Origin of the sequence: Streptomyces sp. NPDC086777 (genome assembly GCF_040702065.1) — a bacterium.
Taxonomy (GTDB): Bacteria; Actinomycetota; Actinomycetes; order Streptomycetales; family Streptomycetaceae; genus Streptomyces.
This window is the reverse complement of the sequence record NZ_JBFBJI010000026.1, coordinates 60187-73286: the sequence shown is the minus strand read 5'-3', so window position 1 is coordinate 73286 and position 13100 is coordinate 60187. Positions and strand designations below refer to the sequence as shown.

At 72.7% G+C, this 13100-nt stretch carries 12 protein-coding genes; 7 read left to right on the top strand and 5 right to left on the bottom strand.

The genetic code is table 11. The annotated features are described in order from the left end of the window. Positions 1-29 precede the first annotated feature (29 nt). Positions 30-938 (top strand): endolytic transglycosylase MltG, encoded by a 909-nt coding sequence (mltG, locus tag AB0472_RS31180; protein WP_366361298.1) that lies wholly within the window; start codon positions 30-32, stop codon positions 936-938. A gap of 12 nt (positions 939-950) precedes the next feature. Here mltG and AB0472_RS31175 read toward each other — a convergent pair whose 3' ends face one another. Then, the gene (locus tag AB0472_RS31175; protein WP_366361296.1) at positions 951-2036 is read right to left on the bottom strand and encodes an NAD(P)-binding domain-containing protein; all 1086 of its coding nucleotides are present in this window, start codon (positions 2034-2036) and stop codon (positions 951-953) included. Positions 2037-2121: 85 nt separating this feature from the next. Here AB0472_RS31175 and AB0472_RS31170 point away from each other — a divergent pair, with 85 nt between their 5' ends. Then, a complete protein-coding gene (locus AB0472_RS31170; protein WP_366361294.1) occupies positions 2122-2550 on the top strand; it encodes a secondary thiamine-phosphate synthase enzyme YjbQ in 429 nt (142 codons plus the stop codon). An 18-nt stretch (positions 2551-2568) separates the two neighbouring features. Here the strand turns inward: AB0472_RS31170 and AB0472_RS31165 are convergent, their stop codons facing one another. Together AB0472_RS31165 and AB0472_RS31160 are read right to left on the bottom strand one after the other, a co-directional pair. After that, positions 2569-4053, bottom strand: coding sequence for a glycoside hydrolase family 76 protein (locus AB0472_RS31165; RefSeq protein ID WP_366361292.1), 1485 nt, complete (start codon positions 4051-4053; stop codon positions 2569-2571). Between the two features lie 134 nt (positions 4054-4187). Beyond that, on the bottom strand, positions 4188-5699 hold the full coding sequence (locus tag AB0472_RS31160) for a glycoside hydrolase family 3 protein (RefSeq protein ID WP_366361290.1): 1512 nt from the start codon (positions 5697-5699) through the stop codon (positions 4188-4190). 281 nt (positions 5700-5980) lie between these two features. Between AB0472_RS31160 and AB0472_RS31155 the strand changes: the two genes are divergently transcribed. From AB0472_RS31155 to AB0472_RS31135, 5 genes are read left to right on the top strand one after another with little or no spacing between them, the layout of a single operon-like run. After that, a complete protein-coding gene (locus tag AB0472_RS31155) occupies positions 5981-7069 on the top strand; it encodes a phytanoyl-CoA dioxygenase family protein (RefSeq protein WP_366361288.1) in 1089 nt (362 codons plus the stop codon). After that, positions 7051-8370: a DUF6271 family protein gene (locus AB0472_RS31150; RefSeq protein WP_366361286.1), complete on the top strand. Its 1320-nt coding sequence runs from the start codon at positions 7051-7053 to the stop codon at positions 8368-8370. Before AB0472_RS31155 ends, AB0472_RS31150 begins: the two co-directional genes overlap by 19 nt. An 8-nt stretch (positions 8371-8378) precedes the next feature. Further along, positions 8379-9560 (top strand): type III PLP-dependent enzyme, encoded by a 1182-nt coding sequence (locus AB0472_RS31145; RefSeq protein ID WP_366361403.1) that lies wholly within the window; start codon positions 8379-8381, stop codon positions 9558-9560. Positions 9561-9619: 59 nt separating this feature from the next. Continuing rightward, a complete protein-coding gene (locus AB0472_RS31140) occupies positions 9620-10126 on the top strand; it encodes a GNAT family N-acetyltransferase (protein ID WP_366361401.1) in 507 nt (168 codons plus the stop codon). After that, complete coding sequence (locus AB0472_RS31135; protein WP_366361285.1) at positions 10126-11349, top strand: MFS transporter; 1224 nt, start codon at positions 10126-10128, stop codon at positions 11347-11349. Before AB0472_RS31140 ends, AB0472_RS31135 begins: the two co-directional genes overlap by 1 nt. A gap of 24 nt (positions 11350-11373) precedes the next feature. Here the strand turns inward: AB0472_RS31135 and AB0472_RS31130 are convergent, their stop codons facing one another. Beyond that, complete coding sequence (locus tag AB0472_RS31130; protein ID WP_366361283.1) at positions 11374-12114, bottom strand: class I SAM-dependent methyltransferase; 741 nt, start codon at positions 12112-12114, stop codon at positions 11374-11376. Next, positions 12101-12979, bottom strand: a complete 879-nt coding sequence (locus tag AB0472_RS31125; RefSeq protein WP_366361281.1) for a LuxR C-terminal-related transcriptional regulator — start codon at positions 12977-12979, stop codon at positions 12101-12103. The genes AB0472_RS31130 and AB0472_RS31125 overlap by 14 nt, the downstream gene beginning before the upstream one ends. Positions 12980-13100 lie beyond the last annotated feature (121 nt).

The following is a 13100-nucleotide window of genomic DNA, read 5'->3' as shown; positions in this document are numbered from 1 at the left end:
TATGGCGGTCTGCGAGCTAACGTGCCCGCATGCAGATCAACACTCCGTCACGGACCCCGGGCCGGCGGACCCCCGCCGGCCGTGGCGCCTCGACGCGCGGCAAGTCGGTCCGGCTGACCCGCCGGGGCAGGCTCGTCCTCGTCCTGACCGGCGCCGTCATCGCCGGCGCCGCCGTGGCGGTGCCCCTGCTGTCCCTGGCCGGCATCACGGCCGGACCCGCCACCCTGGTCGTCCCGGAGGGCTGGCGCGCCTCCCAGGTCTACGATGCCGTCGACAAGGCCCTCGCCCTCCCGTCCGGAAGCACCAGGAACTCCGTCGGCACCGCGGGCCTGAAACTCCCCGGCGAGGCCGGGGGCAACCCGGAGGGCTATCTCTTCCCGGCCACCTACCCCCTGAACAAGGACGCGACCCCGCAGTCGGTGCTGCGGGTCATGGTCGACACCGCCAACCAGCGGTTCGGCTGGGCGCCCGTCGCGGCCGGCGCGCAGCGCGACGCGATGAACGTCTACCAGGCCGTGACCATCGCCAGCATCGTCCAGGCGGAGGCCGCCGACAAGACCGACATGGGAAAGGTGGCCCGCGTCGTCCTCAACCGGCTGCAGCGGGGCATGCCGCTCCAGATGGACTCCACCCTGAACTACGCCCTCAACCGCAGCACCCTCAACACCACGGTGAACGACACCCGCGTCGAGAACCCGTACAACTCCTACCAGCGCATGGGCCTGCCGCCCACTCCGATCGACAACCCGGGCACCGACGCGATGCGTGCCGCGCTCAACCCGCCGCCGGGCAACTGGCTGTACTTCGTCACGGTCAAGCCGGGGGACACGCGGTTCACCGCCGACTTCGCCGAACACCAGCGCAACGTCGCCGACTTCAACGCCGAGCAGAAGGCCAGGAGCCGGCGGTCGCCGCAGGTCTCGCTGCCGCCGCGGTGAGCGGCCGGTGCGTCACGCGGCGGCCGGCTCCCCGGCCAGCAGCCGCCTGATGTCCCGTACGGCCTCGCGCCCGGCGCGGTTGGCGCCGATGGTGCTGGCGGACGGACCGTAGCCGACGAGGTGGACGCGCGGGTCGGCGACCGCCCGGGTCCCCTCGACCCGGATCCCGCCGCCCGGCTCGCGCAGCCGCAGCGGGGTCAGATGGTCCAGGGCCGCCCGGAAGCCGGTGGCCCACAGGATGACGTCCGCGTCGACGTGCCGGCCGTCCTGCCACGCCACACCCTCGGGCGTGACGCGGTCGAACATCGGCTGCCGGTCCAGGACCCCGTCCGCCAGGCCCTGCCGGATCGCGTCGTTGAGCGGGAGCCCGGTGACCGAGACCACACTCCGCGGCGGCAGCCCCTGCCGTACGCGCTCCTCCACCAGCGCCACCGCGGCCCGGCCCGTGCCCTCGTCGAAGGGGCCCTCGCGGAAGACCGGCGGGCGCCGGGTGACCCAGGTCGTGGCGGCCGCGTACGGGGCGAGTTCCAGCAGGTGCTGGGTGCCGGAGGCGCCACCGCCGACGACCACGACCCGTTTCCCGGCGAACTCCTCGGGCCCGGCGTACTGCGCGGTGTGCAACTGCCGTCCGCGGAAGGTCTCCTGGCCCGGGTAGCGCGGCCAGAACGGCCGGTCCCAGGTGCCGGTGGCGTTGATCAGCGCCCGCGTCGACCAGTCGCCGTGGTCGGTCTCCACGAGCAGCCGCCCGCCAGCGCCCTCGCGTACCGCGCGGACGTCGACCGGTCGGCGCACCCGCAGGCCGAAGGTGCGCTCGTAGTCCGCGAAGTACTCCCCGATGACCTCGGCGGACGGCCGCGCCGGGTCCGCCCCGGTCAGCTCCATGCCCGGGAGCGCGTGCATCCCGTGCACCCTGCCGTAGGTCAGGGACGGCCACCGGAACTGCCAGGCGCCGCCGGGTGCGGGGGAGTGGTCGAGCACGACGAAGTCACGGTCCGGCTCGAAACCGGTGCGCCGCAGGTGATAGGCGCCGGACAGACCCGCCTGACCGGCGCCGATGACCACTACCTCGACCTCTTGGGCCACGCGCGCGTTGTTCACGCCTCTACCAACAGCGGGGACGGGCGTGGATCTTCCCGGCCCGGCCGCCGCGCCGGCCGCCCCGCGCATGGGACAGGATGGAGGCATGTCGGACGCCTTCACCACACGAGAGCTCGACGTCGCCACGGGCAGCCGGGAGCGGGTCGTCGACCTGACCGGCGACTGCGAGGACTTCCTCCGCGAGGCCGCGGCCGGACGCGACGGACTGCTGAACATCTTCGTCCCGCACGCGACGGCCGGCGTCGCGGTCCTGGAGACCGGCGCCGGCAGCGACGACGACCTGCTGGCCGCCCTGCACACCCTGCTGCCCGCCGACGACCGCTGGCAGCACCGGCACGGCAGCCCCGGACACGGCCGCGACCACGTCCTCCCGGCGATCGTCCCCCCGCACGCCACCCTCCCGGTGATCGACGGCCGCCTGGCACTGGGCACCTGGCAGTCGGTGTGCCTGGTCGACACGAACCGGGACAATCCCCGACGGAAGGTTCGACTCTCGTTCCTCAGGGGCTCCTGACCCCCGGGCCGCGGCCGGTCAGGGCGCCGCGTCCAGCAGGTCGACGGCGCTCTGCTGACGGGCGGCGTCCACCTGGTCGAGCGGTCCGTACCAGCGCAGGCCGTACTGGTCGAGGGCGTTGCGGTCGCTCGCGCGGGCGCGGTCGGCCTGGCGTCCGAGGTAGGCGGTGTACGGGTGGTCCGGCAGGACCGAGTCGAGTCTGCCGAGGCCGCGTACGTCGGCGCCCTTGAAGGACGGGCCGTCGGCTCCGCAGTCGCCGCTCTCGCACGGATCGCGCAGGATGCCGTCGGAGGTGTGGAGCAGGGGGGTCGTGGTGGCGGCGTCGGCGATCTGCCGCGCGCTGGTGAGGAGTTTGCCGTCGCCCGTGGCCCGGTACAGCTCGGCGAGCGCGCCGAGGAGCACACCCTGGTTGTACGACCAGACGGTCTGCCCGTTGTTGCCGCAGGTGGACAGGTCGATGCCGTCGTTGACCAGGTGCGAGCCGTTGACCATGCCGGTCCCCTGGAACCAGGTCCAGCCGGCCCGGGCCCGGGCCAGGTACGTCGTGTCGCCCTGGATGCGGTTGTGGAGGGCCGCGTCGAGCTGGATGTAGAGGGAGTTGGCGATGGCGTTCTTGTACGTCCGCGCCGTGCTCCACCACACGCCGCCGCCGCAGGTGGAGTCCCAGTAGGCGGCCATGTGGTCGGCGTCCGCGCGGGCCGTGTCGAGGTAGCGGCTGTCGCCGGTCAGGTCGTAGGCGGCCACCCAGGCGAGGCCCCACCAGCCGGTGTCGTCGATGTAGTCGTTGCGGAACTGCCCACCCTGGGCGTTGATGTTCAGGTCGTAGGTGCGGGCGATCGCGTACCGGTAACTGCCCATGCCCGTCACACGGATGTTGTCGATGATTGCGGTCAGGGCGTTCGCCGAGTTCCACCAGCCGGTGGTGTCGAACAGGCCGGTTCCGTAGTCGTAGAAGGTCATCAGGCCGGTGGCCGCCGCGGTGCGCGGCTCGCCCGCGTTCCAGGTGGTGCGGGCCCAGGGGGTGCACGCGATCTCGGCGCGGTCCCCGGCCTTGCCGCAGGCGCGCAGGGCGCCGACGCCGAGGTTGTTCCAGTCGTCGACGTTGTACATGAGCGTGCGCCGGCCACGCTGACCGCTGGGGACGCCGGTGTCGCCGAGCTTGCTGCCCGAGCTCCAGGTGCGGCCGCCGTCGAAGGACCGGTCGAGCCACACCTCGTCGCCGGGGTTGCCGTTGTCGAGGGAGGCCCACCCCATGGCGTCGGTGTCGTCGAAGTGCAGGACGATCGACCGTGCGTAGATGCCCGCGGAGACCGGGGTGCGGTTGCCCGGGGAGAGCGCGGGGTCCCGGGCGTCGCAGTACTTGTTGCACACGGCCGCCGCCGCGCCCGTGCCGGCCGCGGCCGCCGGGGGCGTGAGGGGGACGAGGACGGTGAACAGTGCCGGAGCGAGTGCCGCCGCCAGTCGGCGAAGGCGGCGGCTGCTCGGTCTGCGCACGGAGGGCATGGGGACCTCCCTGCTTCGGGGGGATGGATGTGAGAGCGCTCTCGGAACGTAGGGAAGGGACGGGGAGGCGTCAACGTCGCGCACGGGTACGGATGTTGCGCGCAGGTCCGTACCAATCTGCACTCAGGTCTGCACTAAAGGGCACCCGCCAGCACCTCCGCGGCGGCCACCCCGGAGGCGGCCGTGGCGCCGTGCGTGAAGATCTGGGCGGCGGAGGCCGCGACGGTGCCCGGCAGGCCCATCTCCACGACGATCGCGTCGGGCCGGGCGGCGACCAGTTCCGTGAGCGCCTGCGCCATCCAGGTGTGCCGGGCGGCGTCCCGCACCACCACGACCAGGGGCCGTCCCGCGGCGGGGGCGAGCGCCCGGGTCTCCAGCGTGCCGGCGCGGGACAGCAGCTCCTCGCGGCCCACCCGGACCGACGTCGTCCCCGGCAGTCGCTCGCCCAGCGGGGCGGCCACGCCCCACGGGGTCTCCTTGCCGATGGCCAGATGGGTGGTGGGCACTAGTTCGACCACGTGCGGCGCGTTGACCAGGGGCAGGGCGTGCCGGACGGCTCCGGTCAGCCGGATGGCGCGGCGGGCCGCCGTGAAGCCGATGCCGTCGGCGTCCCAGACCGCGGCGCCGGCCGGGTTCAGCCCTGCCGACCAGGCCGCGAACTCGCGGACCCGAAGGCTCGCCTCGGCGAGCCGCTCCTCCGGCAGGCCGCCGGCCAGGACGGCGTCCGCGAGGGCGGTCACGAGCAGGGTGGCGGTGGCCTCGTCGGCGTTCTCGCCGCCGACGCAGACGGCGTCGGCTCCGGCGGCGACGGCCCGGACCGTGGCCCCACCGATCCCGTACCGGCCGGTCACGGCGCCCATCTCGATGGCGTCGGTGACGATGATGCCGTCGAACCCGAGCTCCTGGCGCAGCAGTTGCTCCAGGATGCGGCGGCTCAGCGTGGCGGGCAGGTCGGGGTCGTAGGCGGGGACCAGCAGGTGGCCGCTCATCACCGCGCGGACGCCGGCGTCGAGGGCGGCCCGGAACGGCGGCAGGGCCTGCTCGGCGATCCGGTCGCGGTCGGCCTCGTAGACGGGCAGTCCGTGGTGGGAGTCGACGGCGACATCGCCGTGGCCGGGGAAGTGCTTGGCGCAGGCGGCGACTCCGGCCGACTGCAGTCCGCGGATCCAGGCGCCGGTGTGCCGTGCCACCACCTTGGCGTCGACGCCGAAGGATCTGACCCCGATGATCGGGTTGTCGGGGTTGGAGTTCACGTCCGCGCTCGGTGCGTAGTCGAGGCTCACCCCGGCCGTGCGCAGCTGACGGCCCAGGTCGGCGGCGACGGCCTCGGTCAGTTCGGTGTCGTCGACGGTTCCGAGCGCGAAGTTGCCCGGCCGGGTGGAGCCGGTCGCCGACTCGATCCGGGTGACGTCACCGGCCTCCTCGTCGATCGCGATGATCAACTCGGGGTTCTCCGCGCGAAGTTGCCCGGTGAGGCGGGCGACCTGCTCGGGCGTGACGATGTTGCGGGAGAAGAGCACGACCGATGCCAGTCCGTCCCCGATCTCGCGCAGCACCCAGTCGGGGGCCTCGGTGCCCATGAACCCCGGCTGCAGGACGGAGCGCGCCAGTCGTCGCAACTCCTGGCTGTGCTTGCTGGAGACCATAGCGTGCGCCCTCCTGGTTGGTACAGACCAATGCGTCTCCGCCAGGCTAACGGCCCGTGTCAAGGGGGCCTGAGGGGTGCCCTGTTGGTGCGACGCGCCCTCAACTGGGGTGTTTGACAGGATGAGTTGGTCTAGTCCAAGTTGGAGGCACGCGAGTTCGAAGAGGGGCTGGTGCGGCCAGTGGTGCAGTGACCCTGCCGACGCGGTCCCCGCCCCTCACTCCGCGCAGTTGGCGACCCGGACGGGCCGCCGGTACCTGATATCGAGGTGTGGAGCACCGCATGCCCACGACTGACCGTTATCTCCATCGAGCCCCCTCGGACATCCCCTACTTCAGCTCGGACGGCGAGACCTACCTCGCCCAGACACCCCTGCGGGACCTGGCCAAGACCCGCCCGCTGCGAGTCCTCTCCGAGGAGGACCTCGCCCACTGGCAGACGTACGGCTACGTGGTGGTCAAGCAGGCCATCCCCACCACTGCGGCCCGCGAACTGCTCGACTTCGCCTGGGAGTTCGAGGGACTCGACGCCGAGCGCCCGGAGACCTGGTACGAGGAGCGCGAGTACCGCTCCGACCTGGACCGGGACCTGCACATCTACGGCTTCGTCGAGGCCTACCACCACCAGCTCATCTGGGACAGCCGGCAGACCCGCCGGGTCTACGACGCCTTCGTCGACATCTGGGACTGCGAAGAGCTCTGGGTGACCCTCGACCGGCTCAACCTGAACCCGCCCAACATCAGGAACCGCGACCGGGCCCTGATACCGGGCACGGCCGAGGGCTTCGACATCGAACTGCACTGGGACGTCGACACCACGCTCGGCGTGCTGCCGCAGCGGGTCCAGGGGATCATCGCCCTCACCGACACCAGGCCGGAACTGGGCGGCTTCCAGTGCTGTCCCGAGCTGTTCAAACGCTTCGACCAGTGGAAGGCGTTCCAGCCGGCGGACCGCGACCCGATCCGCCCCAGGATCGACCGCGCCGAGTTCCCCGTGGTACGCCCGCAGCTCGAAGCCGGCGACCTGCTGATCTTCAACGGCCTGCTGGCGCACGGCGTGGCACCGAACACCTCGGAACGGACGGTCCGCGCGGTCCAGTACCTGTCGATGATGCCGGCGCTGGAGTCCCACGACACGCTCAGGCGCTCCCGGGTCGAGTCCTGGCGCACCCTCGCCACGCCCGACTGGAACGCGACGCTGCTGGGCGACGCCAAGCGCCACGAGTCCCTGCGGTACGGCAGGGCCAGGCTCGACGACCTCGGGGAGAAGCTGCTGGGCCTCACGTCCTGGACCGGGGCGGACCTCGACGGGGCGGACCTCGACGGTGCGGAGCGGCCGGCCGGAGAAGAGACATGCGCCGAATCTGCCTGACGCTGCCGACCAACAGGCCCTGCGCGGCGACGATCACGGCCCTGGCCGAGGAAGCGGCCTACGCCGTCCGGCACTTCGAAGCCGAAGTGCACCTCCTGATCCTGGACTCCTGCACGGCACCGGCCTTCGCCGAACACGCCGAGGCCGTGCACCGGATACCCGACGACCCGCGGATCGTCGTCCACCATCTCGACGAGGCACGTCAGCGGGACTTCCTGCGGCGCGCGATCGACCGGTCCGCGGCCACGAAGCCCGACCTCCTGCTGGACCTGATGCTGCCCGCCGGCGTCTCCTACGGCGCCTGCACGAACCGCGCCTTCCTGCTCGCCGCCGCGCTCGGCTGCGAATCCGTGCACCGCAGGGACTCCGACAGCCGCTACCAGACGGTGGACGGCGAGCCCGTCTTCCCCGTCCACCACGAACTGCTCTCGCTCGGCAGCCGCGCGGCCGACGCCGCCCACCACGTCACCGAGACAGCACTCGCCGCCGACCGGATGGACCGGCGGGTGGCCATGGTCGGCAGCTCCTTCGTCGGCGAACTGTCCGTGGACATCGGCGAGATACTGCGGATCGACCCGGACGTCTACCACGACATGGTCGGCCTGTGGGCGCCCGCGCACTGGTCGCCCGAGCAGAAGCGGGAACTCGTCGAGGAGTCCTTCCGGGGCGCGGGCACGGACGCCTTCACCGCGGACCACTCCACCCTGACCGTGGTCGACCCCATGCGTGTGGACATGTGCAACATCGCCTTCCACGGCGTGCACGAACGGGTGCCGCTGCCACCGGCGACCGACACGATCGGCAGCGACTACTTCCTGATCCACCTGGTCCACGACGCCGCGCTGCCCGGCGTCCTGCACAACCGGAACATCGTCAACTTCTACACCGGCGAACGCCGGACCGACTCCGGGTTCGTCGCGTACCAACTGCGCTTCGTCAAGTTCCTGCTGTCGATGCTCTACTTCAACTTCGTCTACGACCGGATGGGGCGGGCCGGCGCGTCGCTGCTCGACGGACAGGGGCAGGTGCGCGGATCCGTCGTGGCCCGGCTGGCGCGGGAGAGCGCGGGGCTCGACCCGGACGAGAACGCGCACCGGCTGGACGTCCTCGACACCGCGTACCGCGCACTCGGCGGCCGGTACGCCGCGTTCGCCGACCTGCTGGCCGGGCGCCGTGACCGCCTGCTGGACGAAGCGCGCGGCGACATCGAGGACTTCGCCCTGCTCACGGAGGCGTGGGAGCCGCTCGTCGAAGCGGCCCGCACCACGTCCGTGCCCCGGACGCCAGGGCGGCAGCGGTGACGGCGACCATGGCCCACGTCTCCCCGCTGCGCGCCGCGCTGACGGACGCCGCCGAGGACGGGATCTTCTTCGACCTGGCCGGCATCCGGCGCGGCTACCGCACCCTGCGGCGCGAACTGCCGGACGTCGACATCCGGTTCGCCCTGAAGTCCTGCCCGGTGGACGAGGTGCTCGGCTGCCTCGCGGACGAGGGCGCCGGGGTCGACGGAGCCAGCCCGCCCGAACTGGCGCAGGCGCTGCGCGCGGGCGTGCCGGCCGGCCGGACGCACTACGGCAACACCGTCAAGTCCGACCAGGACATCGCCGAAGCCCACCGGCTCGGCGTCCGGGACTTCGCGACCGACAGCATGGAGGACCTGGCGGCCATCGCGGCCCACGCGCCGGGAGCACGCGTGTTCTGCCGGCTGGCGACCAGCGGCGACGGCGCACTGTGGGGGCTGAGCAACAAGTTCGGCTGCTCGCCCGCCGAAGCGGTGCGCATCCTGGCGGCGGCCCCGGGGATGGGCCTGACACCCTCCGGGCTCTCCGTGCACGTCGGCTCCCAGCAGATGACCGCCGACGCCTGGCACAACGCCGTCGAGTGTCTGGCGGACGTCCTGACCGCCCTCGGCCGGCGCGGGATCGTCCTCGACCACGTCAACCTCGGCGGCGGGCTGCCGGCCCTGGGCTACCTCGACCGGCACGGCCTCCCCCTGGAACCGCCGCTGGACAAGATCTTCGCCGTCGTCCGGGAGGGAATGCGCCACCTCAGGAAGGTCCACGGCGACCACCTCTCGTTCGTCATGGAGCCGGGGCGCCACCTCGTCGCCGACCACGGGGCCATCCGGGCCCACGTGGCCCGCCTGTCCGAGCGCCGCCGGCCGGACGGCCGGCGGCAGCACTGGCTCTACCTCAGCTGCGGCAAGTTCAACGGCCTCTACGAGATGGACGCGCTCCAGTACCCGCTCGTCTTCCCGACCCACCCGGGCCCCGGGGCCGGGTACGTCCCCGCCGTCCTGGCCGGACCCACCTGCGACAGCGACGACGCCTACCCCCAGGGACACGCCCTCGTCCACGTGCCCCGGGACCTGGCCTCCGGCGACCCCGTCTGGGTGCTCTCCAGCGGCGCCTACGCGATCAGCTACACCACCCAGGGCTTCAACGGCTTCGCCCCGCTCCCGTACACCTGCGTCGGCGGAGGACGCGCGTGAGCGGCGACGGGGTACGCATACGCCGCATCGCCGACGCCGACTGGGACGCCATCTCCGCGATGGAGGCCCGTGCCTACGCGGAACTCGGCCTCTCCGAGGGACGTGCCGCCCTGCAATCCAGGGCGGACGCCTCGCCGGAGACCTGTTTCGTCCTCGACGTCGGCTCCGAACCCGCGGGATACGTGCTGGCGCTGCCGTATCCCGTGTTCCGGTACCCCGACCTCGAACGGGCCGAGGAGCCCGCCGCCGGCCCCCCGCCCGGGCCACGCAACCTGCATCTGCACGACATGGTCGTGGCGGAGCGGCAGCGCGGCCGGGGACTGGGCCGGCGTCTCCTGACCCACCTCACCCGGACCGCCGGTGCCCGGGGGTTCGAACGGATCTCGCTGATCGCCGTCGGCCGCAGCGAGCCCTTCTGGGCGACCCGCGGGTTCACCGCGTACCCGGGGATCGCCCCCGGCGGATACGGCACGAACGCCGTCTACATGTCCCGCCCGAACGCCCCGGGCGCGCACGTCCGGGACGTCCATGTCCCGGGCGACGGCCGAGCCGACGAAGCGAGTTGATGCGTGTGTTCCCTGCCCGTGATCCCTTCCAGCGCAGCCAGGTGGCGATCGCCGCGCTGTTCTGCGCCCTCGGCTTCCAGTACGCCACCTGGGCCTCCAGGATCCCCGCCATCAAGGCGGACCTGGGGCTGACCGCGGCCGAGGTGGGGGTGCTGCTCATGGCGGCCGGCATCGGCGCCGTCGCCTCGTTCCCCCTGGTGCCGGTGCTCATGAGACGGCTGGGCTCGGCACGGCTGGCACTGCTGTCGGCCCTCTGCCTGACCCTGCTGCTGGTGGCGCTCGCACTGGCCCCGGACTATCCGGTCGCCCTGCTGGTCATGGTCGCCGACGGTGTCTTCGTCGGGTGCCTGAACGTGGCCATGAACGCGCAGGGAACGGCCCTGGAGACCCGGTACACCCGCAACACCATGGCCCGGCTGCACGCGACGTTCAGCGCCGGTTCGCTGCTCGCCGCGCTGCTCGCCTCCGGCATGAACGCGGCCACCTCCTCGGTCGCGGCCCACTTCGGCGTGGCCGCGGTCGTCCTCGTCCTGCTGGCGGCCCTGGCCCGCTCCGGCCTGCTCCAGGACGACGCTCCCGCGGCGGAGAAGGAGAAGGAGGTGACGAGGGGCACGGCGACGGAGACCGCGGGGGAGAGCGAGGCGGAGAACGAGCGCCGGAGCCGCGCCGGATGGAGCCTGCCGACCCGGGTCACGCTCTGGATGTGCTGCGCCATGGCGTTCGGCACGGTGACCGAGGGCGCCATGAACGACTGGTCCGCCCTCTACCTGCGAGAAGTCGCCAAGGCGACCGCCGAGTTGGCCCCGATGGGTATCGCCGTGTTCTCCGGCATGATGGTCCTGGCCCGCCTCTTCGCGGACGGCTGGCGCAGCCGCTGGGGCGACGGCCGTGTCGTGCTCTTCGGCAGCGCCCTCGCCGCCGCCGGGCTCGCCTTCGCCCTGCTGACCGGGGGAGTGGCGGCGGCGCTCGTCGGGTTCGCCTGCGTCGGACTCGGCTGTGCCGCCGTGACCCCGTGCGTCTACGTCGCCGCGGCCAAACAGGGTTCGGAGGCGCTGGCCCTGGTCGCGGCCATGGGCACGACGGGCCTGCTGGCCGGGCCGCCGCTCATCGGGTTCGTCGCGGGTTCGAGCAGCCTGGTGTGGGGCCTCGGAGTCGTCGCCGCGGCGGCCGTCGTGGTCTCCCTGTGCAGTACGCGCATCCAGTGGACGCCGGTGAGCGGCTGACCGCGCGGAGGGGGCCCGGGCCGGTCACTCGGGTCTGCGCCACACCGAGATGTGCTTCGTGGCGTTCTGGGTGAACGGCGAGCCGTCCCAGTCGGCCACCCGGCGCTCCAGCGCGAGGCCCGCGATCCGGGCCATCAGGTCCAGCTCCGCGGGCCACGCGTAACGGTGCCGGGAGGCATCGCGGCGATAGCGGCCGTCCGCGCCGTCACGGGTGAGGTGGTGCGAGACGAGGATCTGCTCGACCAGGTCGAAGGTGTCGAAACCGAGGTGTCCCGCGGAGACGTCGAACGGCACCGCGACCTGACCGGGCGGCAGCGACCGCAGCGGCGGCACGCCCAGCTCGATCACGAACCGGCCCCCGGGCCGCAGATGCCGGGCCGCGTTGCGGAAGCACTCGACCTGCTCGTCCTGGGTGAGCAGGTTCGAGATCGTGTTGTAGACGAGGTAGACCAGGGCGAACTCACCGGGCATGGTGGCCGTGGCCATGTCCCCGACCACGACCGGCAGCGACTGCTCGTCGGCCTTCCGCCGCAGGACCGCCACCATGTGCTCGGAGAACTCGATGCCCGCCACCGGCACCCCGCGCTCCCGTAGCGGGACGGCGACCCGTCCGGTGCCCACGGCGAACTCCAGCGCCCGGCCGTCTCCGGCGAGTCCGGCGAGGAAGTCGACGGTCGGCCCGAGCACCGCGGCCGAGGACATCTCGGTCTCCTCGCCGTCGTAACGGTCTGCCTCGGCCCTGCCCCACAGCTCACTGGTCGTCACGAGCGGTCACTGTGCCGGGCGGACGACGCCGCTGTCCACCGGATTTCCCGGCCGCCGGCCGCCTTCCGGACCGGGCCGGACCGGGCGCCGGCACCAGCCCCAGCCGCTGGGCGTGCAGGACGGTCCCGAGACGGTCGCGGGTGCCGAGCTTGCGGTAGATGTTCTCGACGTGCTTGTGCACCGTGCGCGCCGAGATGCCGAGCCGACGGCCGATCGCGTCGGCGGTCAGCGCGTCGGTGAGCAGCAGGAGGACGGTGAGCTCCCGGGGCGTCAGCGCGCACTCCGCCGCGCTCTCCTCCGCCTCGCCGGCCGCCGCCGTCGACCGGCGCCACTGCTCCAGGAGTTTGCGCTGCTGCTCGACGGCGGCCAGCACCGGCTGCGCGCGCTCGGCGATCCGCAGGTGGTCGTCGGTGAAGTCCGCGCCGGAGCGGTAGACCAGGCAGCCCGTGATCGGTGCGACCGTGCCGGGCAGCGGGAGCGCCAGGACCTGGTTCAGGTCCAGGCCGTCGCCGAGTATCCGGGCGGTCTCGCTCACCGGCCAGGCCCGGCCGGCCAGCCGACGGGCCGTCACCGGCGCACGGCCGAGACCGGCCCCGTAGTGGCGGGCGAACGGGTAGCCGGAGCGCAGCACCCCCAGCGCCTCGCCGCCGAGCCGGTCCCACGCGTCCGCGGCGGCGGGCGACAGGCCGAGCGTGCCCCTGCCCTCGCTCCAGTCGTCCAGTTTGTAGATCAGCGTCTCCCCGCCGCACAGGCCGGTCACCGCGTCGGCCAGCAGCGGCCAGAGCCGCTCGGGCTCGCGTTCGTTGAGCGCGGCGACGGCCAGTCCGGTGAGGCGTTCATAGGCCCTGTCCAGCCCGTGTACCACGTCTTCCTCTCCGCTCGTCCCCCTACGCAGTTCTACGCATACCCAGGCGGCGGCCGGGTGTCGCATGCTTCAACCCGGCACCGGATCGGACGACTCCGGTCACGCGGGCCGCCGGCACGGG

Bases quoted from the DNA above. Each gene is read 5' to 3' on its own strand.
- mltG (WP_366361298.1), top strand. From the start codon at position 30: ATGCAGATCAACACTCCGTCACGGACCCCGGGCCGGCGGACCCCCGCC.
- AB0472_RS31170 (WP_366361294.1), top strand. From the start codon at position 2,122: ATGTCGGACGCCTTCACCACACGAGAGCTCGACGTCGCCACGGGCAGC.
- AB0472_RS31165 (WP_366361292.1), bottom strand. From the start codon at position 4,053: ATGCCCTCCGTGCGCAGACCGAGCAGCCGCCGCCTTCGCCGACTGGCG.
- AB0472_RS31160 (WP_366361290.1), bottom strand. From the start codon at position 5,699: ATGGTCTCCAGCAAGCACAGCCAGGAGTTGCGACGACTGGCGCGCTCC.
- AB0472_RS31155 (WP_366361288.1), top strand. From the start codon at position 5,981: ATGCCCACGACTGACCGTTATCTCCATCGAGCCCCCTCGGACATCCCC.
- AB0472_RS31150 (WP_366361286.1), top strand. From the start codon at position 7,051: ATGCGCCGAATCTGCCTGACGCTGCCGACCAACAGGCCCTGCGCGGCG.
- AB0472_RS31145 (WP_366361403.1), top strand. From the start codon at position 8,379: ATGGCCCACGTCTCCCCGCTGCGCGCCGCGCTGACGGACGCCGCCGAG.
- AB0472_RS31140 (WP_366361401.1), top strand. From the start codon at position 9,620: ATGGAGGCCCGTGCCTACGCGGAACTCGGCCTCTCCGAGGGACGTGCC.
- AB0472_RS31135 (WP_366361285.1), top strand. From the start codon at position 10,126: ATGCGTGTGTTCCCTGCCCGTGATCCCTTCCAGCGCAGCCAGGTGGCG.